At 37.9% G+C, this 25,225-nt stretch carries 23 protein-coding genes; 1 reads left to right on the top strand and 22 read right to left on the bottom strand.

Going from position 1 to position 25,225, the window contains the following annotated elements; genetic code table 11:
• Positions 1-98: 98 nt before the first annotated feature.
• From DD627_RS07335 to rpsO, 8 genes are all read right to left on the bottom strand, one after another.
• Complete coding sequence (locus DD627_RS07335; protein WP_057784494.1) at positions 99-386, bottom strand: nucleoside triphosphate pyrophosphohydrolase family protein; 288 nt, start codon at positions 384-386, stop codon at positions 99-101.
• A 2-nt stretch (positions 387-388) separates the two neighbouring features.
• Positions 389-979: a ribosome biogenesis GTP-binding protein YihA/YsxC gene (gene yihA, locus DD627_RS07330; protein ID WP_057784512.1), complete on the bottom strand. Its 591-nt coding sequence runs from the start codon at positions 977-979 to the stop codon at positions 389-391.
• Between the two features lie 114 nt (positions 980-1,093).
• A complete protein-coding gene (gene clpX / locus DD627_RS07325; protein WP_260274537.1) occupies positions 1,094-2,341 on the bottom strand; it encodes an ATP-dependent Clp protease ATP-binding subunit ClpX in 1,248 nt (415 codons plus the stop codon).
• 130 nt (positions 2,342-2,471) lie between these two features.
• The gene (tig, locus tag DD627_RS07320) at positions 2,472-3,803 is read right to left on the bottom strand and encodes a trigger factor (RefSeq protein ID WP_260274538.1); all 1,332 of its coding nucleotides are present in this window, start codon (positions 3,801-3,803) and stop codon (positions 2,472-2,474) included.
• Between the two features lie 203 nt (positions 3,804-4,006).
• The gene (gene tuf / locus DD627_RS07315) at positions 4,007-5,194 is read right to left on the bottom strand and encodes an elongation factor Tu (protein WP_260274539.1); all 1,188 of its coding nucleotides are present in this window, start codon (positions 5,192-5,194) and stop codon (positions 4,007-4,009) included.
• 190 nt (positions 5,195-5,384) lie between these two features.
• Positions 5,385-6,314 carry a hypothetical protein gene (locus tag DD627_RS07310; protein WP_260274540.1) on the bottom strand — a complete coding sequence of 310 codons (930 nt, stop codon included), beginning with the start codon at positions 6,312-6,314 and terminating at the stop codon, positions 5,385-5,387.
• A gap of 59 nt (positions 6,315-6,373) precedes the next feature.
• Positions 6,374-8,089 (bottom strand): ribonuclease J, encoded by a 1,716-nt coding sequence (locus tag DD627_RS07305; RefSeq protein ID WP_068805525.1) that lies wholly within the window; start codon positions 8,087-8,089, stop codon positions 6,374-6,376.
• A gap of 411 nt (positions 8,090-8,500) precedes the next feature.
• Positions 8,501-8,770: a 30S ribosomal protein S15 gene (rpsO, locus tag DD627_RS07300; RefSeq protein WP_057784500.1), complete on the bottom strand. Its 270-nt coding sequence runs from the start codon at positions 8,768-8,770 to the stop codon at positions 8,501-8,503.
• Positions 8,771-9,037: 267 nt separating this feature from the next.
• On the opposite strand from rpsO, the gene rpsT reads away from it, so the two are divergent.
• Positions 9,038-9,292 carry a 30S ribosomal protein S20 gene (gene rpsT, locus DD627_RS07295; RefSeq protein WP_057784501.1) on the top strand — a complete coding sequence of 85 codons (255 nt, stop codon included), beginning with the start codon at positions 9,038-9,040 and terminating at the stop codon, positions 9,290-9,292.
• 59 nt (positions 9,293-9,351) lie between these two features.
• Here rpsT and holA read toward each other — a convergent pair whose 3' ends face one another.
• The 14 genes from holA to DD627_RS07225 form a co-directional block, all read right to left on the bottom strand.
• Complete coding sequence (gene holA / locus DD627_RS07290) at positions 9,352-10,389, bottom strand: DNA polymerase III subunit delta (protein ID WP_260274541.1); 1,038 nt, start codon at positions 10,387-10,389, stop codon at positions 9,352-9,354.
• Positions 10,367-12,580: a DNA internalization-related competence protein ComEC/Rec2 gene (locus DD627_RS07285; protein ID WP_260267443.1), complete on the bottom strand. Its 2,214-nt coding sequence runs from the start codon at positions 12,578-12,580 to the stop codon at positions 10,367-10,369. The genes holA and DD627_RS07285 overlap by 23 nt, the downstream gene beginning before the upstream one ends.
• Before the next feature lie 58 nt (positions 12,581-12,638).
• A complete protein-coding gene (locus DD627_RS07280) occupies positions 12,639-13,121 on the bottom strand; it encodes a ComE operon protein 2 (RefSeq protein ID WP_057784503.1) in 483 nt (160 codons plus the stop codon).
• A gap of 51 nt (positions 13,122-13,172) precedes the next feature.
• Entirely contained in the window at positions 13,173-13,931 is a 759-nt protein-coding gene (locus tag DD627_RS07275) for a helix-hairpin-helix domain-containing protein (protein WP_260274542.1), read from the bottom strand.
• A 107-nt stretch (positions 13,932-14,038) separates the two neighbouring features.
• The gene (locus DD627_RS07270) at positions 14,039-15,085 is read right to left on the bottom strand and encodes a SepM family pheromone-processing serine protease (RefSeq protein WP_260267390.1); all 1,047 of its coding nucleotides are present in this window, start codon (positions 15,083-15,085) and stop codon (positions 14,039-14,041) included.
• Positions 15,086-15,097: 12 nt separating this feature from the next.
• On the bottom strand, positions 15,098-15,574 hold the full coding sequence (coaD, locus tag DD627_RS07265; RefSeq protein ID WP_260274543.1) for a pantetheine-phosphate adenylyltransferase: 477 nt from the start codon (positions 15,572-15,574) through the stop codon (positions 15,098-15,100).
• Entirely contained in the window at positions 15,575-16,135 is a 561-nt protein-coding gene (gene rsmD, locus DD627_RS07260) for a 16S rRNA (guanine(966)-N(2))-methyltransferase RsmD (protein ID WP_068805519.1), read from the bottom strand.
• An 11-nt stretch (positions 16,136-16,146) separates the two neighbouring features.
• Positions 16,147-16,422, bottom strand: a complete 276-nt coding sequence (locus tag DD627_RS07255) for a YlbG family protein (protein WP_057784507.1) — start codon at positions 16,420-16,422, stop codon at positions 16,147-16,149.
• A 28-nt stretch (positions 16,423-16,450) separates the two neighbouring features.
• Positions 16,451-19,885, bottom strand: a complete 3,435-nt coding sequence (locus DD627_RS07250) for a pyruvate carboxylase (protein WP_260274544.1) — start codon at positions 19,883-19,885, stop codon at positions 16,451-16,453.
• Between the two features lie 19 nt (positions 19,886-19,904).
• Complete coding sequence (locus tag DD627_RS07245; RefSeq protein ID WP_260274545.1) at positions 19,905-21,065, bottom strand: FtsW/RodA/SpoVE family cell cycle protein; 1,161 nt, start codon at positions 21,063-21,065, stop codon at positions 19,905-19,907.
• A 246-nt stretch (positions 21,066-21,311) separates the two neighbouring features.
• Entirely contained in the window at positions 21,312-22,847 is a 1,536-nt protein-coding gene (locus DD627_RS07240; protein WP_260274546.1) for a mucin-binding protein, read from the bottom strand.
• Between the two features lie 25 nt (positions 22,848-22,872).
• On the bottom strand, positions 22,873-23,187 hold the full coding sequence (locus DD627_RS07235; protein WP_260274547.1) for a mucin-binding protein: 315 nt from the start codon (positions 23,185-23,187) through the stop codon (positions 22,873-22,875).
• A complete protein-coding gene (locus DD627_RS07230) occupies positions 23,180-24,706 on the bottom strand; it encodes a mucin-binding protein (protein WP_260274548.1) in 1,527 nt (508 codons plus the stop codon). The genes DD627_RS07235 and DD627_RS07230 overlap by 8 nt, the downstream gene beginning before the upstream one ends.
• A gap of 126 nt (positions 24,707-24,832) precedes the next feature.
• A complete protein-coding gene (locus tag DD627_RS07225) occupies positions 24,833-25,216 on the bottom strand; it encodes a hypothetical protein (RefSeq protein WP_260267395.1) in 384 nt (127 codons plus the stop codon).
• Positions 25,217-25,225: the final 9 nt, after the last annotated feature.

Here is a 25,225-nt window from a genome sequence, read left to right as displayed (position 1 = left end):
AGCCCAAATTTGCTGGAAGACGGTACTTTATCTAATTTTGCTACCATGAACTTTTCGTATCAACTAACAAGATAAGTTTTTGTGGTTTCAACCCTTAGTTACTCATTTGCTGGATAACGTTGATTTAAGGTTTCGATATTTTCTTGTGCCACTTGTTCAAAAGGAATGTCAGCCCATTCTGCAACCTGTGATAAATACCACAAAACATCGCCCATTTCTTTTGTTAATTCGTCGCGATCCAAATCCTTACCATGAAAAGTATAGTTTTTAACTAAATCAACAACCTGACCACTCTCACTAGCTAAACCTAAGGCACAATTTGTTAAAACCTGTTCATTGCCAAACAAAGTTCTGTTTGCTTTTTTTTGATAATCATTAAATTCCATTGTTAGTCCTCCTCGATACGCTTCTCAATCCATTGCCAAACCTGATCCTTACCCATTTTTGTTTGAGCTGAAAAAAGTTGAAATTCATCGGGTTCGCTAAAATGGAGTGTCTTCTTGATCAAACTTTCACTCTTGTTCCACTTACCTCGGACAACTTTGTCACTTTTAGTCGCCACAATTAAAATAGGAATTTCATAATAATGAAGCCAATCATACATCGTGACATCGTCCTCACTTGGCGCATGCCGAGCATCAACTAAAGAGATGACTCCCTTAAGCTGTGGACGCGTGGAAAGATAGGTTTCAATCATTTTCCCCCATTTTTCTCGCTCTGTTTTGGACACTTTTGCATAACCATATCCAGGGACATCAACGAAGTAAAGTTGATCTTCAACATTATAGAAATTCAAGGTTTGCGTTTTTCCCGGTTGCGAGGAGGTTCGCGCATAGCTATTACGGTTAATTAAAACATTTGTTAATGAGGACTTGCCGACATTAGAACGACCGACAAGCGCAATTTCTGGATAACCAGTTGTTGGATACTGAGCTGGAGCCACTGCACTCATGACTAACTCGACATTATGAACTTCCATTTCTTGTACCACCTTTTTAATCTTGTCTAATTTTACCACATAAAGATTGCAATTTTTAATCAAAAAAATAATGGTTTCCAAATTAGAAACCATCATTCTTTTATTTCCAGCTATTTAAGAAGCTTTCTTATCTTTCAAAATTAATTCTGGTTCTGCATGATCAACAACTGTGCGTTTTGTCACCGTTACTTGTTCAACATCATCACGAGATGGAATATCGTACATTATATCACGCATAACTTCTTCAATGATAGAACGTAATCCACGAGCCCCAGTATTGCGCTCAATCGCCTCTTCAGCAATTGCTCGTAAAGCTTGGGGTGTGAAATGTAGTCTAACATCATCCAGTGATAATAGCGTCTTATATTGTTTAACCAATGCATTTTTGGGTTCAGTTAAAATACGAACCAAGTCATCAGTAGTTAATTTTTCTAAAGCGGTAAGAATAGGCAAACGACCAATGAATTCAGGAATCAACCCAAACCGCAATAAATCTTCTGGGATCACTTGTTGCATAAGACTCTTGGACTCATCAATAACCTTATCAGTATCAGTTCCAAATCCGATAACCTTGTCACCCAAACGGCTCTTCACAATATCTTCAATACCATCAAAAGCTCCACCAACAATAAATAAAATGTTAGTAGTATCAATCTGAATGAACTCCTGTTGCGGATGCTTGCGTCCGCCTTGGGGTGGAACATTAGCAATCGTGCCTTCCAAGATCTTAAGCAAAGCTTGTTGAACACCCTCACCAGAAACATCACGCGTAATGGAAACATTTTCGCTCTTTTTAGCAATTTTGTCGATTTCATCAATGTAAATAATCCCCTTTTCGGCCTTATCTACATCATAATCAGCATTTTGCAAAAGTTTTAAAAGAATATTTTCAACGTCTTCACCCACGTAGCCAGCTTCAGTCAAAGTTGTCGCATCTGCAATTGCAAATGGTACATTCAAAATTCTTGCTAAACTCTGCGCCAAAAAAGTCTTACCAGATCCTGTTGGCCCAATAATACTGATATTACTCTTTTGTAATTCAACATCGCCTTCATCAGCACTTTCCATCTGATTAATTCGCTTGTAGTGGTTATATACAGCCACAGACAATGTGCGTTTAGCTTCTGTCTGACCAATGACATACTCATTTAATTTATTGACAATTTCAGCTGGTGTTGGAATATCAGAAAATTCTTCTGCACTCTCACGTGAAACTTCTTCGTCAATAATCTCTTTACATAAATCAATACATTCGTTACAAATATAAACTCCGGGACCAGCAACAATTTTCTTTACTTGATCCTGAGTCTTTCCACAAAATGAACAAGTAATTGTCCCTGTGTTATCGGTGTTATCTAACAACCAACTCACCTCTCTAATGTTTATAAGAACATCATAACAAAAACCTTGGTTTTAAGCTAACAACTCGTTTTAAAAAAGAATCCATCAAGGAACTCAATGGATTCTTTTTAAATTCAAAATTTGATTTGAACTATTTAGCATCTTTTGCTGTATCGTCTTTTTTAGCAGCTTTTGCTTTACTTTCTTCTACAGCAGAATCAGTAATGACAGCAACAGCCTTCTTTACAGCGATATCATGCTTCAACATGTCTTCAGAAAGAGCCTTCTGAACAGCACTTTCTTCCATACCATATTGTGAAGCCAAGTCTTTGATTTCAGAAGCAACTTCATCATCAGTAGGAACAATTTTTTCAGCTTCAACGATAGCTTCCAAAACTAAGTTAGTTTTAACTCGGTTTTCAGCACCATCTGCCAATTGTTTCTTCAAATCATCTTCAGAAGTACCAGTGATCCTGTAGTAAGTCTTAGGATCAATTCCTTGTTGTTGCATGTTTGCCAAGTATTGGTCGAGTTGACGTTGAACGTCTTCATCGATCATTGCTTGAGGAACTTCTTTGACTTCGGCATTATCAACAGCCTTTTGAATTGCTTCGTCTTCCTTAGCTTGGGCAGCAGCAGCATCTTTTTGTTTCTTCAACTCATCATGAGTCTTAGCCTTTAATTCATCTAAAGAATCAACTTCCTCATCAACATCTTTAGCAAACTCATTGTCTAATTCAGGTAATTCTTTTGTTTTAATTTCATGAATTGTAACAGCAAATACAGCTTCTTTACCTTGAAGATCTTCAGCATTGTAATCGTCAGGGAAAGTTACCTTAACGTCTACTTTATCATCAGTATTGTGGCCAACTAACTGTTCTTCAAAGCCGGGAATAAATGAATTAGAACCAAGTTCCAAGTCATAGTTTTCAGCTTTACCACCATCAAATGCCTTACCATCAACTTTTCCTTCAAAGTCAATTGTAACTGTATCACCATTTTCAGCAGGTTTGCCCTCTTTTAAAACAAGTTCTGCTTGTTGCTCACGTTTCTTTTCAATCTCAGCGTCAACTTCTTTAGAAGTTACACGATGACCTTGTTTAGCAACGGTTAGGCCTTTGTAATCACCTAGTTTAACGTCTGGTTTAACTGTCACAACAGCCTTCAAAACCCATGCCTTGCCTTTTTCCATGCTATCAACATCGATTTTAGGTTGGTCTACTGGTTCGATTTTTGTTTCTTCAATAGCAGCTTCATAAGCTTCTGGAAGCACAATGTTCAAAGCATCCTCATAGAGTGCTTCTTCACCATACATTTGATTAAAAATTTGGCGTGGGACACGTCCTTTTCGGAATCCAGGTACATTTAATTGTTTCCGAGTCTTTTGGAAGGCTTTATCTAAACCTTCTTGAATTTTATCGGTGCTAATTTCGAAAGTTAATTCGCCATTACTAGCACTCTTTTTTTCCCATTTTGCAGTCATTATTTTCCCTCCGACAATAAAAAAGTGGTTTTACAATTTGTATTGCATACGGATACTAGTTTACCGTATACGACTAGAATTGTAAATGCTTATGTTCTCAATATCGGGCATAACACCACATTTTCAACGTTTTCACCATTTAAAAGCATAAAAAAGACCCGAAATTTTCATTCCGAGTCTTTTTAGTGTGTTTTGAAAACTAATTAGTCATCAATTTTAGAAACAACACCGGCACCAACAGTATGGCCACCTTCACGAACAGTGAACTTAGTACCTTTTTCAATGGCAACTGGTTCGATAAGTTCTACAGTAAATGTAACGTTATCACCAGGCATTACCATTTCAACGTTATCTGGTAATTCAATGACACCAGTAACATCAGTTGTATGGAAGTAGAATTGAGGACGATAGTTTGAGAAGAATGGTGTATGACGACCACCTTCCTCTTTCGTCAAGATATATACTTCTGACTTGAATTTCTTGTGAGTCTGGATTGAACCAGGTGCAGCAAGAACTTGTCCACGGACAACTTGGTCACGGTTAATACCACGGAGCAATACACCAACGTTATCGCCAGCTTCTCCTAAATCAAGAGTCTTACGGAACATTTCAAGACCAGTAACAGTTGACTTCAATGGTTCGTCTTTCAAACCAACAATTTCAACTTCATCACCGATTTTAACTTCACCACGATCAATACGACCAGAAGCAACAGTACCACGACCAGTGATAGTGAAGACATCTTCAACAGGCATCAAGAAAGGCTTGTCATTGTCACGTTGTGGTGTTGGGATATATTCATCGATAACATCCATTAAGTGAAGAATAACTTTTTCTTGTTCTGGGTCGCCTTCAAGTGCCTTCAAAGCTGAACCACGGATTACAGGAACATCGTCACCAGGATAATCGTATTCTGATAACAACTCACGAACTTCCATCTCAACTAAGTCAACCAATTCGTCATCATCAACTAAATCAGTCTTGTTTAAGAAGACAACGATATAGTCAACACCAACTTGATGAGCAAGTAAGATATGTTCACGTGTTTGTGGCATAGGACCATCAGTTGCAGCAACAACTAAGATGGCACCATCCATTTGAGCAGCACCAGTGATCATGTTCTTGATGTAATCAGCATGTCCTGGAGCATCAATATGAGCATAATGACGTTTCTCTGTCTCGTATTCAACATGGGCAGTATTGATTGTAATACCACGTTCACGTTCCTCTGGAGCAGCATCAATATCAGCATAATCTTCAGCTTTAGCTAAACCTTTGCTAGCTAAAACCTTTGTAATTGCTGCTGTTAAAGTAGTTTTTCCATGATCAATATGGCCAATTGTACCAATATTTACATGGGGTTTTGTTCTTTCGTAATGTTCTTTTGCCATTAATACGAACCTCCTGTATTTTTCGTAAGAATTACTCAGCCCTTGGCGTGGCTGGATTCTTTAAAAACTATTATACTACATCCTCATGAAAAGGCAAAGGTCTCGCCTAAGAGAATCCTTAAACATTATATAAAGAACACTGAAGTTTGTAAACCAATTAAGCCAAAAAAATTGCAATATTTATAGCTTTTTACTTATTTATATCGTTATTTTCCAAAAGTTCAGTCGTATATTTCCGAAACTTTCCCTGCCATTTAGTCATAAAACGCGTATCTTCTGTATCCGGATGCATTCGACCATAGTAGTCATCTAGCCAATAGTTCACCCACTCTTCAGGCTTTTTAAAAACTTGTTTTGCATAAGGATAAACATAACTTAGATAGAGATTTTTATCTTTCGAAATTCCTTCGAGTAAAATTGGATCACTGTCAGCTAATTTTTCTTGTAAAAATTTATTTAATTTTATTTGAACCGGGTTATCCAAAATCCCAGTTAATCGGGTTAAATCGATTTCATGATTTTGTTGGTCTAACCAATAATACTTAATTTTTCCCTTCAATTTTAACGAAACAACATTTTCAAGGACCGTGGCTCGAATCAAAGGATGGACGAAAGGATCCACAAAAATAAACTGCGCCGCTTGAAAATATTCAGTTGCGGGTAATTGCTTTGCTTCTTGCAATGTTGAATTGGCTTCCCTCACTGATAAATCACCCAAATGGTAAAACTTCTTTAATTTTTGATTTAAAGTCACTTTTTGCTGGCGAACTTCGATTTCTTTATTAGTCAAACTCGTCACATAATCGGAAATATTGTCAACATGATCTTGTTTTAAAATTTCCAAAAATTGATGGGCACCTAAAAAGTCCTGGCAAGCTAACAGAAGCGAAAAATAAAGGTTTTGGCCTTTTGAATCATTGGCATAAAAGTCGTAGTAATCATTGGCATATTTTAGGCCTTCCAAATAGTGTTTAGTTTTAAACAAACTCAAAACGAATAAATAGTGTAGTTGCTGATTATTTGCTGTTTCAGAAATAATAGGTTTAATTAGGTTAAGCACTTTATTCCACTGTTCATCCGCAACAGCCCGCTTGATTTTTAATAATTGGTCATCTTGCATGATAAACCTCCACTGAAAAACTGGTAATGTCAATCAACTCAACATTACCAGTTTCTAATTTACTTTTCTTCAACTTTTTTTGATGCCTTACTTGGTGCTTTATGATGATGTTGATTAACTTCCATAATTACTGGAAGAATTACTGGATGACGTTTTGTTTGATCAAACAGATATCGACTAATTTTCTCCCGAATATCCTGTTTCAAATGGCCCCAATCAAATTCCTTGTTATCAAGATTGTTTTGAACCACTTCTGTCACAATCGAAGCACTTTCCTTAAGTAGATCGTGCTCTCCATTGACATAAACAAACCCTCGTGAGGTTACTTTAGGCTGCCCAATAATCAACTTTTTTTTGCGGTCAATCGTCACAACAGCAATAAAAATCCCGTCATCCGACAAAATTTTTCGGTCCCGCAACACAATGTTTCCAATATCACCAACACCGATTCCATCAATCATGGTATCACCAACTTCAATGCCCTGGCCTAAATGCATCTCGCCATTTTTGTACTCCAAAACATCGCCCTTTTGGGTTAAGAAGATGTGATCATCTGCCATGCCTACCTCACGAGCAAGTTGCGCATGTGTATTTAACAAACGATATTCACCTTGAATTGGAATCAAGTAATTTGGCTTCAAAAGATTAATCATTAGTTGTAAATCATTTTTGCTGGCATGACCTGAAGCATTCAAATCATCAGAAATAGCTTTAACTTCACCACCGGCACGATAAATCATGTTCTTTGTTTTAGCAACGGTAGTTTCCATTGCGTGTGACGGGGTCGTAGTAATAAAGACTAAATCACCAGGATCTATATGAATTCCTTTACCAGGATCGCTAGCCATCTTTTGTAAAGCTTTAATAGGTTCTCCCATTTTGCCAGTTTCCAAAACAACAGTGCGTTCTTTGTCTAAACTCTCTAATTTGTTAAATGGCACAATCACATCATCTGCAGGTAAATGTAATTTATTCAACCGTAAAGCAGTATTAACAATTTTTTCTAAATCATGACCTGTAAGGACCACTTTCCGATCAGATTGGGCGGCCGCATCCAGAACTTGTTGAATTCGTAAGATATTAGATGCCACGGAAGCAACTACAATTCGGCCTTCATGATACTTGAACGTTTCCAAGATATAGTTAGCAATATCACGTTCATTGGTTGATGGTTTAGGATTTTCGTCATTTGCCGATTCACTAAGAAGCGCTAATACACCATTCTCACCAATCTGGCCCAAACGTCCAAAATCAGTTGCATAGTCACTTGATGCAGTTTGGTCAAACTTGAAATCACCAGTATAAACAATTTGCCCTTCACTAGTTTTTAAAACAATTCCCAATGATTCCGGAATAGAATGTGTTGTTCTGAAGAACGAAACTGTCACATCCCCAAAATCAATTTCCATTTTTTCATTCACAATATGAAAATCAGTAAACTGTTTTAATTTGGCGTCTTTTTCAACATTGAGTTTGGCTAATGCAATGGTCATTTCTGAACCAAATACTGGAACTGGAAATTGATCCAAAAAGTATGGTAAAGCCCCAATAGCATCTGCATGCCCATGTGTTAAGAACACCCCTACAATTTTGTCACTATGCTTTTCTAGATAAGAAAAATCAGGAATGACCACATCAATTCCCAGTAATTCATTTTCCGGATATTTCAATCCACAGTCTAAAATATAAATTGAATCATTCACCTCAACGGCATACATATTTTTGCCGTTTTCACGTACCCCACTAAATGGGATAATTTTGATACTATTACTCATTCATTCCACCTCAAAAATTTTTAGTTACTTTCATTTTCTGCTTGTTTATCTATCAAATATATGTGAGCTTTAAAACGACACTAGATCAATGTTCGCCACTTAGAAGCTCTCAAATATAAAACTTCGGTTGAATTTTCTGGTCCACAATTCTAAATAGTCCATATTTAGAATTATTTAATCCAAAAATTCTTTTAACCCTACTACAGCACATTTTAATGCGTTATTACAAAATCTATTCTGTCTCGACGTATAAACTGCTTTAAGTTTACCACATTTTAATACGAGAGTTGTGTTCCAAGTATTTGAAAGTTTATAAGTTTTCTTTAAAAGTGAACTAAACCTATTTTTAAGACCGTTATTTAATCGAGAGCACAAAAAAAGCGGAGACCGAAGTCTTCGCTTTTGAAAATCTTAACGACGTAAACCTAATGATTCAATTAAATCACGGTAACGTTGGATGTCAGTACGACGTAAGTATGCTAATAAATTACGACGATGACCAATTTTCTTCATTAATCCACGTTGTGAATGGAAATCTTTTTTATGAACGCTTAAATGCTTATTAATTTCATTAATATCTGCAGTTAAAACAGCGACCTGAACTTCTGTAGAACCAGTATCGCCATCATGACGCGCATATTTAGTGATGATTTCGTTTTTCTTTGCTTGTGAAATTGCCATTATTTTCACCCCTTTTATTTATTGCCCGAAACTGGGTTAATCGTTGGTGATTCGATAAACCAAGTATGGGTTCGTGCTTAACACACAAGATATATCATACCTAACTTTCACATAAAACACAAGTTTAGTTTCCCTCGTCATGGATAATCTAAGTGTTTTTGCCTATCAAGTAATGTTACTTGACAATTTCTTATTGCATTCAATACTTGTCTTCTGTATAATAACACTTGTTGTAGTATTGATTTCAGATCAGTGGAGGTGAATCAAATGCCAGTTATTAAATCCGCAATGAAGCGAGTAAAAACTAACGAAAAAGCAGCTTTACGTAACCAATCACAAGTAAGTAAGCTACGGACTGCAGTTAAAAAATTCGAATCAGCAGCTGTTAAGGGCTCTGACGACAAACAAGACTTATATCTTACAGCTATCAGTAAACTTGACCAAGCTAAAACAAAGGGCTTAATCAAAGCTAACAAGGCTGCTCGTACAAAGTCACGTTTAACAAAACAACTTGCTAAATAATTTATGAAACGAATAAAAGCCCTGAGGCATCTGTCTCAGGGCTTTTATTATCGAAACTTTTAAGCAATCTTTTGATCAATAAATTGTAGCAAAAACAGTTCAAACAGAAGTTCAGGATCTTTTTGAGTTGATTTTAGCTGTAAATCTAAATCAATCAATCCTGTATATCCCTTTGTAAGATCGGTCATCGAAAAATGCCGACTACTTTGCATTACCAACTTTACTCGATAAGGATGAACCTTTAAGGTTCCCGCAATATCACCTTGTGAAAAACCCTGATTTTGTAAAATTTTCACTTGTAACAATAATCTGATCTGCCCAACTAAAACGGCGTTAATTCGCAAAGGCTGTTCTTGCTGCGTAATTAAACTTTGATAAATATCGATAGCTTGTTTAGACTTTTTTTGCAAGACTGCATTACTCAAATCAAAAACATTTTGATCAAGACTTTTCGAAACCAAAGCATCTACAGATTCCACCGTAATCTCTTTTTTTCCAATATTATAAAGCATTAATTTTGGTAACTCATTCATCATGGTACTCAGTTTTGAGTCTGTGCGAAATAACAACTGATTCAAAGCCTCTGGTGAAATAGTGTAATTTTTTGTAGTAAGGCGTGTTTTAACCAATTGACTAATTTGACCTTGATTTAAATTACCAATTTGGATGGTTATCGCTTGTTTATTCAGAGTTTTAACAATCTTCTTGCGCCCGTCCAACTTTTCATAAGCGGCAAATATTACTAACACTGTGGAATCAACCGGATGTTCCAAATAAGTTTGCAAACCATCAACATCATGGTTTGGTCCCCCTTTATGTCGTTCTCCAGTTAAAAAATAAGGATCCCTCACAAAAACAACACGCCGTTCACCAAAAAAAGGGGCCGATGTGGCATCATCTAAGGCTGCTCCCAAGGAAGTCGATTCCATATCATAATTGCCAATATTCATTTCCTGCTCTTCTTTTGGAACTAAATTCTGAAAAGCCCGTTGAATTTGTTGTTCCAAATAATCCTCTTGACCCAAAATTAAATAAACCGGATCGGTTTGATCTGCATTCAGTTTTTTAAGTAAGTCAGTGTACTGTATCTTTTTCATAATTCCTCCGTACAAAACGCCAATTTGTAAATCCATGAGAGGTGAAGCGATAACTGATCATTCCCTCATCAATCGTTGATACCGATTGAATCTTTAACTGTTTCAAAGTTTGAAGAGTTTCTGGATTTGGATGACCATAATGATTATTCTTTCCAGCTGAGATAACTCCAATTTTAGCACGAATTTGGCTCAAGTAATCTTTAGCAGATGCTGTTTTGCTTCCATGATGCCCCAGTTTAACAACCGAAGCCTGTAATTGCGGATAACGGGCAATAATATCTCGTTCTCCTGCTTGATCTAAATCTCCCGAAAAAATAAAATTATCATCGCCAAACTTGGCCCATAAAGTCAAAGAGTCATGATTTTCACCTTTACCTTCTACAAACGGATGCACGATTTCAAATGGCAAATTGGCTACCTTTTGATCTGCCAATACTGGTAAGAGCGCTGATTTTTGCAGAAAAGGTTTAACTTTGGACTGAAAACCACGAGAATTTTCCATCCCTTTAGGAATTACCACTTGTTTAACTTTAATGCCAGCCAACAGCACTCCGGCATCCCCAATATGATCTGCATCCTGATGAGACAAACATAGCGTGTTTACTTTTGAAATTCCTAAACTATGTAAATAATCTAGAACTGGTGGGGTATGCTTTTTCTCTGGACCTTTTGCCCATGCCGGTTTCAAGAAACCAACTTTACCTCCAGTATCAATTACTGTCACGGACCGATTGAATGGCATTCTAATTAGGATGCTATCCCCCTGTCCCACATCCACAAAAGTTACCTCACCATGAAGCGGGAAATGAATCCATATGAATCCCATTAAATAACAGCTTAACAAAAGCCAACTAATTCGTCTCTTGTATCTGGGAAATGCAATCCAGGCGAGAGAAATGATTACTAAAACGGCCGTAAATGCTAAAGGAGGTTTTCCAAAAATAATTTGTCCAGGCAACTTACTCAACAAGGTTACCAATTGATGGAATAACTGCAAGCCCACCGTGAACCAGCTACTCAGTTGTGGAATTAACCAAAACGTTGCTGCACTCATGATCACCAATGGCATCACAAAATTTGAAAAAATTGGAATAATCAAAAAGTTCGCAAATGAAGTTAACAGATGCCACTGATAGGTATGAAACAAAATAATTGGTAAACTCACAATATTTAGAACCCAGGCCCGTCTAAACGACGAATAACTGCCAACAAAAATAAGTAAAAATGACAGTAAGTAACTCAACTGACCACCCATACTCAAAATAACATACGGATCAAAGACTAGATTCACCAGCATTGTTATACTCCACACATTCAATTGTGTGTGGCGTCTTTTTAAAGTCGTGCCTAACCCTAATTCTGCCATCATAATTGACCGAAAAAGACTCCCCGAGCCACCACCAATAATCAAAAAGGCAGGTAGAAAGCAAATCAGCAAGATACTTGTCGTTTCCTTAGTTACACGTAATCTCAGGAATAACTGGCGCAATAACCAACAAAAATAAAAAACATGTAATCCTGATAGACTAAAAAGATGAAGCAAACCCAGAGTTGTGACACCCTCCATATCTTCATCAAACGCCTCATCTTTGAAACCAATCAGCAAACTTAGCGCATATGTTTGCATTAGTTTAGGCAATTGCTGACAATAAAGTCGCATATTATTTCGCCAAGTATGCAAAAGCCCAAAAATTCCTACAATTGGATTACTTGCCTGAATTGGTTGCCAACTCACTACGGTTGTTTTACTTAATAGATTAGTAATTCCCTTTGAAAAACAATAAGTTCGATAATTAAATTGATTCAAATTTCCTGGTTGATCAATGGTTTGAATTTGCCCGCGAACTAGTATTTTTACTGGTCGCCGAATTTTTTCTAATTGTTGCTTTTCATGCGCTGCTTTTAGATACCCGGAAACTCTCAGTCGATGCCCTTTCTCGTCCACACCAGTAAACTGAAAATAATCTCCCTGGCATTTTAGTTCATCAGGCTGAACTATCAGACTTCCCTGCCAATTGGGCTGACTAGCCATCGTTTGCTGATTCAAAGTCGTACTATGCCACCAAAACAACATGGCAAAAATAAACCCAGCAAAAAACGTCCAATAGATCATCGTTTTGTCGCGTAAAAAGCAGACCCGAATCATCCAATAAACAACTAACAGAGTTAATACCCAAACGTGAGATGTGATTACAGCATCGAGAAGAACGCTTAAAATTGCAATAAAAAACCATGGAAAAGCTTCAAAGCTAGTCTTGATTTAAAATTTTATCCATTGAAACAGCTGCAATTTCTTCATCAGTAAATTCAACGTGCTGCACCTCAATATTCATACGTTTTAAAAGCCCCATTGCGTATGAATCATTGTGATAATTTCGTAAATAATGAATTTTTTTAATGCCTGCCTGTAAAATCATTTTGGTACATTGCAAACATGGAAAGTCAGTCACATAAATTTCGGCACCATCAGTTGCAGCACCAAACTTCGCACATTGTAAAATTGCATTCATTTCGGCGTGGATCGTTCTAACACAGTGCCCATCAACTAGATAACATCCCTCGTCAATACAATGTACATCACCGGAAACCGAACCATTATATCCGCCGGCAATAATGCGCTTGTCACGAACGATGGTGGCACCTACTGAGAGCCGTGTACAGGTGCTTCGCAGCGATAGTAAAACAGCTTGTGTCATAAAATACTGATCCCATGGGATTCTTTTATCACTCATAAAAATGCCTTCCTTCTTTAAGTTAAAGTATACCAAATATTTACCGCTAGGTTACACACTTAATTGTGGCTTTAGGGCTTCAAATGTTTTATCACCAATTCCTTGGACTTCCTTTAATTCATCAATACTTTTGAATTTACCGTGCGCTTCTCGATACTGAATAATTTGATCTGCCTTTTTATCTCCAATGCTGGTCAGCGTTTGTAATTGTTCTTTTGTGGCAGAATTCAAATTAACTGTTCCACCTGTAGATTCACTTCCACCTGTCGTCTCACTTGAAGAGCTACTGTCATTAGATGCACTGGTTGTAGTAGAATCGGACGAAACTGGTGCGGCTACTTCTGCATCCACGGTACCCGTTGCAGCACCTTTAATTTCACCACGAATGGGCACATAAACAACTTGTTGATCCGTTAATCGCTGTGCCAAATTAATATGTTTACGGTCCGCCGTTTTGAGCATCCCACCAGCCAAATTAATCGCATCGTCCACACGCATCGAATTTTTAACTTTAAAAATTCCTGGATGTTTAACTGCGCCTTTAACGTCCACATAAACATATTCACTTGTAGTTTCACTAGTAGTCATTGTAGGACCACTTGCCGTTCCAGAAACGGTGGCAGGTGAACTCGTTTGATTACTAGAACTAAATTGTTCAGACGAATTTTCACCACTATTCATCGTTAATGCATCTGAGTTTGTATTTGAGTTGTGTTTTCCCATCAAAAGAAAGACAATTAACACTACCAAAACACTCCCACCACCTATTAAAATGTATTTTTTATAGTTTTCCCATAATTCTTCAATCACACTCCTCACATCCCTTCACCTATTAAATACGCACATAAAAAGAGATATTTTTAATTATTATCAATTTTCGATAACTTTTTAAAAATATCTCTTGGTGTTCTATAAAACTATTTGGTTTTTTGCAAATACTTTATGGCATCCTCAAAATTCTTTACCGGAACCACTTTCAGCTTCGGATCAATTCGTTTAGCCGTTTTTATTGCCAACTGATAATTAGTCAAATGATTTGGCTCATATTTCTCAACAAGTTTCGTTGGTTTGAGATAAGGCGCAAAGAAAATTGTGGCACCCGCTTTTTTGGCAGCAACAATTTTTTTGTCAATCCCACCAATTTCACCGACTGACCCATCCGTAGCAATTGTGCCAGTTCCGGCAATATTACGACCCTTACGCAGATTCTGATTAGTTAACTGACTATAAATTTGTAATGTAAACATTAATCCTGCAGACGGCCCCTCTGTCCCATGCGCATCAATGGAAACGGGAATCTTAGTTGTCACAGAATTATTGTCTGTTAATCCAATACCAATACCAGGTTTACCAGTGGATAAACGGACTAGCTTACCAGAAGCTGTCTTAGTTTTACCATTATGCTGATAAGTAATTGTGATGGAATTGCCTACGTTATGTGATCTAATCTTCTTCATGGCATCTTCGGCACTAACTAATCGCTGATTATTGACTTTGGTGATGGTGTCACCAACATGCAAAACGTGTTTAAATTGTGAATTTTTCTCAATCTCAAGGATATAGATGCCCTTGAAATGAACCTTCACAGCCTTATCAGCCTTATGATAGGCCACATAAATGGCTTGATTAATTGCACTATTCATATAAAATGTCTGTACTTTATTATACGTGGCATTATCTTGATTACCAGTAATATCACTAACAGATTCGACTTCATAATTGGGCATGATTTTCGCAAACACATACATCGCTGGCGTCCCTTTGATCACCGAAACTGTGGTCATCCGGAAACTTCCCTTTTTGTGATCGCGTTTATGATTCACTTTAACGTACTGACTCAATTGATCCGCCGTTCCGGGACCTTCTACATAAAATGGTAAAGGTAAAAACACGAAAACAAGCGCAACGATCATTGCAACTAGTAATAACCAATATTTTTTGAAAAACTTTCGGATTCGTGCCAAAATGTATCTCCTTTACTTAAATTTATCTTTTAAAGGTTGCACGACATTTGCAGGCACAAAACTGGATACGTCGCCGCCCATTTTGGCAATTTCTTTAATAATACTTGAAGCAACATAAGTATTCCGAGGATTCGCCATTAAAAAGATTGTTTCAACTGCGTGATCGAGTTGATGATTCATCTCTGCAATTTGACGCTCATAGCGATAATCAGCCTCATCCCGCAACCCTCGGACTAACGTGGTTGCCTCTAATTGTTTAAACAAGTCAATGGTAAGCCCCTTAGTCGGGATCACTCGTACGTTGGACAAATCACTAACAGCATTTCGAATAAGCCGTACTTTTTCTTCAGTACTAAATAATGCTGATTTACTGGTGTTAATTGCGACAGCCACTACCAGTTCGTCAAATAACAAACTTGCCCGTTTAATTATATTAAGGTGCCCATTAGTCAATGGGTCGAAACTCCCCGGAAAAATTGCAACTTTCATCTAATCACCTGTTTCAAATTGATAAATGCTGACTTCCGTGATGCCATAATCTTGTCGTTTCCAAAGCTTAAAGTTGGGCATAGATTCCGGTAATTTTGCAAATTGATCCGTTTCGCAGACCACAATTGCACCGGCATTTAATAATCCTAAACTAACCATTTTTGCCATTTCTTTGACAATCTTCTGGAGTTTATACGGTGGATCCAAAAAGATCAGATCAAATTTTATGTCTTGATCAGCCAGAATTGTTAGTGCTCGATTGGCATCTTGACGCATAATTTCAAATTGATCTTGTGCCTTAGTAACCGCCACATTTTGTTCAATCGTTTGAATGGCTTGCCGTTGCTTATCTACTAAAACAGCCTTATCAATCCCTCGCGAAACGGCCTCAATACTCAATCCGCCACTTCCAGCAAACAAGTCCAAGGACCGACCACCATCAAAATAAGGGCCAATCATATTAAACATCGATTCTTTTACTTTATCTGTGGTTGGTCGCGTTTTTACACCAGGAACTGCCTTTAACCGACGACCACCAAAATCTCCAGAAACCACTCGCATTTATCATTCACCTAGTCTTCATTTGTACGTTTAAATTCCGCCGTTTCGTCATCATCAAAGTTCATCTTCAAGTCTGCACGCGGGGAAATTTCAGCGCTTTTAACGCTTGATAATTTGCCAATTGCAACACAAGCTTTTTGGGCCAGTTCACGATCAGTATACAAAACAGCATATTTCATGCTTTTTGAAACGTAATACAAAATGCCAAACTTTTTCAATTGCTTAACTTGTCTTAAATTAGATAAATTAATAATGATACTTTGTCGAGATTGAAGTGTAAATTCCATAATTGCCTCCTATGTGCGTCTCACAAGCCTATTTAAGCTTTTGAGGTGCAATCTCAATCAATAAGTCATTCGTGTCCACAACATCACCAGCAGCTACATAAACATGTTTAATGACACAATCAAACGGAGCTTGAATTGTTGTTTCCATCTTCATAGCTTCCGTAACCAACAGGTTTGTGCCCTTGCCAATTTTATCACCCGCGTGAACACTCACACTCAACACAGAACCACTCATTGTTGCCCCAATTTCATTACTATTTGTGGGTTCAGCCTTACGCTTAGTTGTTGCAGTTTCGTGAATACTTAGATCACGCACCACAATATCTTGTTTACGACCATTAACTTCGTAGTAAAGAGTTCGTTGCCCTTGCTCATCAACTTGGCCAATTTGATTTAACTTAATAATCAGATGGTACCCATGCCGCACTTCAACATCCACGGTTTCTCCTCGACGGATACCCTGAAAGAAGGTTGGCGTATCTAATTTGGTCACCGGCCCGGCCGAATCGATAAATGTATTATAATCATCAAATACTTTTGGATACAAGACAGCACTGATGACTTCTTCGGGGGTAACATCTCGTTGTAACTGTTTAATCAACTTTTTTTCAACTACGGCAAAATCGACTGCTTTGGCTAAACTACCAGGACGAACCGTAGTAGCCGTTTTATTTTTTAAAACCAATTTTTGAAGTTGTTTTGGAAAACCATTAACCGGCTGTCCCAAATTTCCAGCAAAAAAGTCAACAACGGACTTGGGAAAGTCAAGGTGCTCACCTTCAGAAAGGATTACTTCAGGGCTTAAATCATTTTCAATCATAAACAAAGCCATATCCCCAACGACTTTTGAGCTGGGGGTAACTTTGATAATATCACCGAATAACGTGTTAACCTGGCGATAAGCCTGTTTCACGTCCTCAAAACGGCCTTTTAAGCCAAGTGCTTGGGCTTGTTGTTGCAAATTAGAATACTGTCCCCCTGGCATTTGCGTTTGGTAAATATCAGTTTGGGAACCGGTCATGCCATTCTCAAAATCTTGATAGAACGGCCGAACACCTTTCCAATAACGGTTAATTTCTTCTGCATTTTGAATATTAATTGTGGGTTGCCGGTTGTCACCCGTCATTGCATAGTACAAAGTGCTTAAACTGGGTTGACTGGTAGTCCCGGACATACTGCTGGCAGCAACATCCACAATATCCACACCAGCCTTTGCAGCACTCAAATAAGTTGCAATACCATTGCCCGTTGTATCATGGGTATGCAAATGAATCGGAATTGAAATATTATCTTTAAGTACATTAATCAGTCGATAAGCCGCTGCCGGTTTCAAAACACCAGCCATATCCTTAATCGCCAAGATTTGGGCACCAGCTTGTTCAAGCTCTTTAGCTAGATTCTTGTAATACTCAAGCGTGTAAGTCTTTTGACCTGCATCCAAAATATCACCTGTATAGCACATTGTTGCTTCGGCAATTTTACCGGTATCACGAACTGCTTGAATACTGGTTTCTAATTGTGGCACCCAGTTCAAACTGTCAAAAATTCGAAAAACATCGATGCCATTTTTAGCTGCTAATCTGATAAATTCCTGAATAACATTGTCGGGATAATTTTGATACCCAACAGCATTGCTCCCACGAAAAAGCATTTGTAGTAACGTATGTGGCATCTTTTTGCGTAGCTCACTTAACCGTACCCAAGGATCTTCGTGTAAGAAACGGTACGCCACGTCAAACGTTGCACCGCCCCATGCTTCGGCGGAAAACAATTGTGGCAATCCTTGATCGATTTTACCTGCAATTGGCAACATATCATGGGTACGCATTCGGGTTGCAAATAAACTTTGATGGGCGTCTCGCAAAGTGGTATCTGTCAACAATAATTGTGATTGATTGCTAATCCATTCTTGTAATCCAGACACACCTTGAGTCACTAATATATCTTTTGCAGTTTGCTCTTTTTGAGGAATAATTTGTAACTTTTCTAAGGCTTCTGGGTAATATTTTTTCTCGTGACTTGGTACCCCATCAGTACCATTAACTGCGATCTTACTCATGTAAGTTAATAATTTATTGGTCGGGTTAGCATCATTTTGAACTGTAAAAAGCTCTGGCGTTTCGTCAATAAAGGTCGTTGTGGCCTCTCCTGATTGAAATACCGGATGACTAATTACATTCTTCAAAAAGCCTATATTAGTGTGAATACCGCTAATCATAAATTCGTTTAATACTCGTAACATTTTCTTGGCAGTATTTTTAAAATTACTGTCATGCACGCAAACTTTTACCAACAAAGAATCAAAAAATGGTGTGATAACAGCTCCCGTATAAGCATTGCCGACATCCAAACGGACCCCATTACCACCTGGAGAACGATAGGTTTCAATAGTTCCTGTGTCTGGCATAAAGTTTTTTGAAGGATCTTCAGTTGTAATTCGACACTGAATTGCAGCTCCTTGATAAGTTAAATCTTTTTGTTGTGGAAAATGTAAATCTGTAAATAAATTTTTACCTTGTGCAATTAAAATTTGTGATTGCACAATATCACGATCCGTAATTAATTCAGTAACGGTATGCTCAACTTGCACTCGGGGGTTAACTTCCACAAAGTAAAATTGGTTTTTTTCTACCAAGAACTCAACCGTAGCAGCATTCACATAATGTACTGATTGCATTAAGCGCACGGCAGCATCACAAATCCGTTTTCTTAAATCAATAGGCAGAGTTACACTAGGGGCGATTTCAACCACCTTTTGATTACGTCGCTGCACAGAACAATCCCGCTCAAACAAATGTAAAACATTGCCAAATGAATCCGCTAGTATCTGGACTTCAATATGTTTAGGCGATTGTAAATATTTTTCCAAGTATAATTCATCACTACCAAATGATTGCATAGCTTCACTTTTAGCACGATCATAGCTTTCTTTTAATTGTGATTCTTTTTGAACAATTCGCATCCCACGGCCGCCACCGCCCATTGCCGCTTTTAGCATGATGGGATAACCATGTTTGTCCGCAAAAGCCTTCACCTGCGCAAAACTAGTGACTGGATCTTTGGTCCCCGGAATTGTTGCAATCCCAGCCTTGTTGGCAACGGCTTTAGCTTCCAGTTTGTCACCAAACATATGTAGATGAGCCACTTTTGGTCCAATAAAGGTGATACCCTCTTCTTCACAACGTTTGGCAAACTGCTCATTTTCGGACAAGAAACCATAGCCTGGGTGGATCGCATCCACGCTATTTTCTTTAGCAATTCGAATGATATCTTCAATATCTAAATAAGCTTCAACTGGTTTTTTACCAGCACCAACTAAATAAGCTTCATCTGCCTTAAAACGATGAACTGACAGTGCGTCTTCTTTAGCAAAAATAGCAACTGTTTGTAAGGAAAGCTCCTTGCAAGCCCGAAAAATTCGTGTGGCAATCTCGCCACGATTTGCGACTAATACTTTTTTCACAAATACCCCTCCAAACTCTTTATTCGCGAACCAGTGTTAAATTTTTAGTTCGCTCACGTTGTACGTTTGCACTCACATTTAGCAAGATGCCCATGGCAACTGATAACACTAACATACTTGAACCACCATAACTGATGAACGGAAAAGTTACTCCTGTAATAGGCAGTAAACCCGTTACACCACCAATATTGAAAAATGTTTGGATTGAAAGATAAGTCGCTAACCCGTAGCAAACTAAAGTTTCGTACATGTTATGGGCATGAATACCTAACCAAATTGCGCGACCCACAATAACTAATAACAAAATTAAAATTAAGCTTACCGTAACTAAACCTAATTCTTCCGAAACAACTGCCATGATAAAATCAGTATTTGCCTCTGGTAAATACCCTTTTTTCTGAATACTGTTTCCCAAACCAACACCAAACACACCCCCATTTCCGAGAGCATAGTAAGAATTAACTAATTGGTTCCCCGAACTTTTGGCAAGTTCGAACGGATGCGCAAATCCTACAATTCGTTGAAGCATATAATTTTTTGTGTTTACATTAATTCTTGATGCAAGTGGTAGCAAGACAAACATGAAGGCTGAAACACCTAATAAAATAATGCCAATGCCCTTTCGATAGTCAATACCACTGGCAAAAAAGATGATCAGGGCGATTGTAAAGTTGATTGTAGCGCCCCCCAAATCACGCTGAAGAAAAATAGCCAAGACGAACACTAATGTCATAATTAAAGGTGCGCGATAATAACTCTTAGGATCTCTTTCAAGTCGATCATTATGTTTAGAAAGCATATCTGCTAGATAAAGTGTTAAAAACAATTTAGCAACTTCCGCAGGTTGAATATTAATCGGCCCTAATTCAATCCACCCTTTTGCACCATTCACAACCGAACCCCAAAACAGGAGATAAAGAAACGAGAAAATCATCCCAATGGCAAAAATTTTTAAAAATGTTGAGCTTCTAAATTTTTTTAGTTTAAGTTCAAAAACAAGTGCTGCAACCAAGAATCCAACCATGACATATGCCATTTGGCGAAAAAGATAGCTCGTTGCACGGATTCCATTAATAATATAATAATCAGCACTTGACGAGTACACCATGATAATTCCAAATACGCATAAAATTACGTATGGTACCACAATAAAATAATCTAAATACTTAAATTTCTTCATTAAAGATGAACCCACCTTGATTGTAAATATTTTCGTGCTAACTCTGAACATTATAGCATACGTAACCGCTGGCAAAAATGAGGAAAACACGCAGAACTTCTAAATATATTACGCCATACCACTAACATTCACGGTAAAAGTTACGATTACGTGAAGATTTTTCTTGCCTTTTTGTCCACACAAAAATGGGATTGAACGATTCAGCCTAACACTGAAGTTCAATCCCATTTTTAATTTTTGAGTAACTTACTCATCGTCGTGCTTTCTGCGTTTAATTCCAAATAACGCCATCATTGCACTCAAAATCGTAACTCCCATCACAGCTACAACATTTTCATTCTTCTCATCAGTCTGTGGAAGCGTGCTGGCTTTATTAGTCATTTCCCGTTTTGCATTCTGATTTGTTGATTGATTTGCTGTTAACTGTGCATTGCCATGGTTTCCAAACGCTGCCGTGTTATCAACAGAATTGTCAGAATGGTTACCAACTTCTGGATTCTCGATATTATCAGAATTTCCGTTACTACCAGAATTGCCAGTGCCACTACCGTCTGATTCTCCCGGACTTGGCGTTCCAGGATTTTCAGGCTTCTCAGGCTTCGTACCACCATTGCCATTGCCTGAGTTACCAGAATCCGAAACCTTCTTGTAATGAACCACAACCAAACTATTTGAAGGTTCAATTGTTGTTTCAACAGGGACAAGTTCTGCAACATCACCATCATTTGTATAACCGACAATATTAGGTGTCTCAACCTTGGCATACACATTCTGTGGTGAGTATGTCACCACACCAGTGCTCAAATTAGTGCCAACTTTGTAAATGACCTTTTCAATCACATCAACAGGTGTCTTTGATCCAGCCCCTACATAATGAATTGTCCGAGTAACAGTCATTTCTGTGTACACAATCTCATTAGTTGGCGTATAAGTTACCAAGACATCATCAGAACCAGCCACAAAGTTTGCAACTTCATCATCATTTAAGGTAACAGATGGTGCATTCTTGTCTGCTGTGTAACCAGTAACCTTTGGACTTGTGACGCCGGCAAAACCGTCATTGTTGTTATTGCCATCATCACTTGTGACCAAGGTCCAATCGCTATAACCAAGGAGCTCGCCTGTCTTCGCGTCAACAAAGGCCGTCCGGGTATAAGTTGCTGTTTGAGCAACACTTGACGGATTCTTGTTTGCACCGGTATAAGTGATGGTTCGACTAATGGTCTTATCCAAATCAGTCTCACTAACTCCGTCTGGATATTTTGGTCCATCTGGATTAGTTGGATCAATGGGATTCGTTGGATCTTTCGGATCAGTTGGATCAACAGTTACCGTTTCATCTTTCGTATAGGTCACCGTTTCATCATCAGAGCCAGCCACAAAGTTTGTCACAGCATCGTTATCTAAGGTAACATCTGCCACATTCTTATCCGCTGTATAACCAGTAACCTTTGGACTTATGACTGCTGTAAAGCCATCATTGTTGTTATTGCCATCGTCACTTGTGACCAAAACCCAATCACTATAACCAAGTACTTCACCAGTCTTCGCATCTACCGTTGCTGTTCGTGTATAACTCCCAGTTTGGGTTACACTTGCCGGATTCTTGTTTGCACCGGTATAAGTGATGGTTCGACTAATGGTCTTATTCAAGTCTTTTTCAGATACACCATTTGGATACTTAGGACCATCTGGATTAGTTGGATCGACTGGATCGGTTGGATTCTTTGGATCAGTTGGCCTAACAATGACTGTCTTATCTTTAACGTAAGTTACATTCACTTTTGAGTCTAACGGTCTGGAGCCTTCAGTTAAAACTATCGCTTTCAGAAGGGTACCTACTACCAGCTGTATATCCAGTAACTGTTGGGCTCGTAACTTCAGCATAACTACCTTGAGGTGTCCAAGCTGTCTCACCTGTTGTTTTATTGGTCATAGCCTTATAAATAACGTTTTGTATCACGTCTTTGGGAGTGCTAATCCCAGCTCCAATATAATGAATGACCCGATGAATAGTAACTTCATTTACTGGATTCGTTTCATTCCCATTATTTGGAACAAGCGTATCGGCACTATACTTTACAGTCACGTTGATATCTGCTGGTTGTGTCCCTTCAGACATAATTATGGCTTGGAATCACATCCAACACTGTTTCTTTATCAGCAGTATATCCCGCAACATGTGGGCTTGTAATAGCTGTGTAAAACCCTTGTGGCGTCCAGACGGTTTTACCTACTGTTTTATCAGTAACGGCTTTATAAATTACATCTTGTACGATATTAGTCGGAGTTTTCGCACCCGCTCCGGTGTAATGAATTGTTCGATGTACCGTGACTTCACTCACCGAATTAGTCTTATCCCCATTATTTTCCACAATCGTATCTTTACTGTAGTTAACTGTTACTATTGCTTCGTTTTTTGGTGTTTCACCCTTCTTTAACACAAAAACTCCAGGTTTCACCATAGGTACTGTAACTTGATCAACGTGATATCCAGCAAGATTCGGGCTAACTACGGCACTATATACGTTCTGCGGTGTCCATGACGTTACACCAGTCGTCTCATCAGTCATTAACTTATAAATCACGTCTTGAACAACATCGGCTGGCGTCATAACTCCAGCTCCTTTATACTGGATCGTTCGATGAACTAGAACCTCACTTATTGGATTTGCATCATCACCGTTATTTGGGACAAACGTATCAGGTGTGTATTCAACTTGAATATCAATCTGAGTCCCATTTGCTTTATTTGGAACTACGAGATCTTGTCCAGGAGACGCTGTGTAACCAGGATAATCTGGGATGTTTACATTTGAACCAATGTCTGCAGTAATTGGATCACTAGGTGTTAAGCAATTAATTGGCTTACCGTTTTTATCTACCGGTGTCACTGTATACGTAACTTGATCCTTAGCATATACAAATGTAACCTCTCCATCAGTTGGTGCAACAACCGAAACGGAACCATTTTTAATATCTGTATTAACATTGGTTAAGGATTCAGTAGTCTTTATATTTTGCACATGATACCCAGAAACAGTTGTTGCTGTTAACTGATTTTTGGTGTGAAAATCGGTTTCGATTTCAGTATCCGGGGACAATGAATCTCCCTTTTCATCCACATAGTGGGTTGTAACATTAATGATGCCCAAATTCAGTTGGATTACCATTAAATTTTTTATTGACACAACACCATTTGTACTAAAAGTTAGATTTGAGACATCTGTAATATTCTTTGCTTCTATTGGACCATCGCTATCAGATTCTGGTGACGATTCAAATACTGTACTTGGTAATTGCTTAAATATCGCACTTGTATCAGGTATACCCTCTGGATACAATGACTCAAGCTTTGCGTTCCAAGTTTCAACCATAATTTTAATTGTAAACGGCCCATCAGACACAGATTCATTCAAGATATTAGCAATTAGGCTTTTTAAAGTGTCCGAATAAGTATATTCGTTTAAATTATCAAATTCGTGCTTATAATATGCCGTTCCTAAAAATGTATCTAGCTTGCCCAGCAATGGCAGGTCATATAAAATCATTTCCTTTGCAACAAACGACTGATATTGACTACTGACTGAATCAGTCATATCGGAATTAAAGTTCTTAGTAGTCAAATAATCATTTTTCAATAATTCTGAGAAACCTTCTTGTATATTAGTAACAATTTCTATCACATTTGCCTGTGATAAATTTGATAAATTCAAATTTTGAAAATATAATGCATTTCCCAAATTATCTACAAAAACAGGTATGGTTTAAATTGTCGCATTAATAATTGTGTCAACTGGGAGTGAAATCACGTCTGAAACTGGCGATAAAGTTATTGTCTGCGGAGCATCTGCTGTGGGTCGAGCTAAATAATTTGTCGCATTCGTTGCTTTTAGAATAAGTGTTAAACCATAATCAGCTGTAGTATTAATAGTTGAACCAGGTTTACCATCTACTGATAGTTTAGAATCGGATGAATTAATCACTTTTCCAGTGGTTTGATCAACATATTGTATTTGATAAGTTTGATTTGCTAACTGCAAATGGATTAATAAGTTGTCACTATCATCTGCAGTAAGGGTATATTTCACCGTTCCACTTTGACCAGTTGCTAATACATATTTCTTTTTACTGCTGTTGACTTCGGACATAATATTAGT

The organism is Pediococcus sp. (assembly GCF_003533255.1).
Taxonomy (GTDB): Bacteria; Bacillota; Bacilli; order Lactobacillales; family Lactobacillaceae; genus Pediococcus; species Pediococcus parvulus.
The sequence above is the reverse complement of the archived record's forward strand: the minus strand, read 5'-3'. Positions and strand labels throughout refer to the sequence as shown.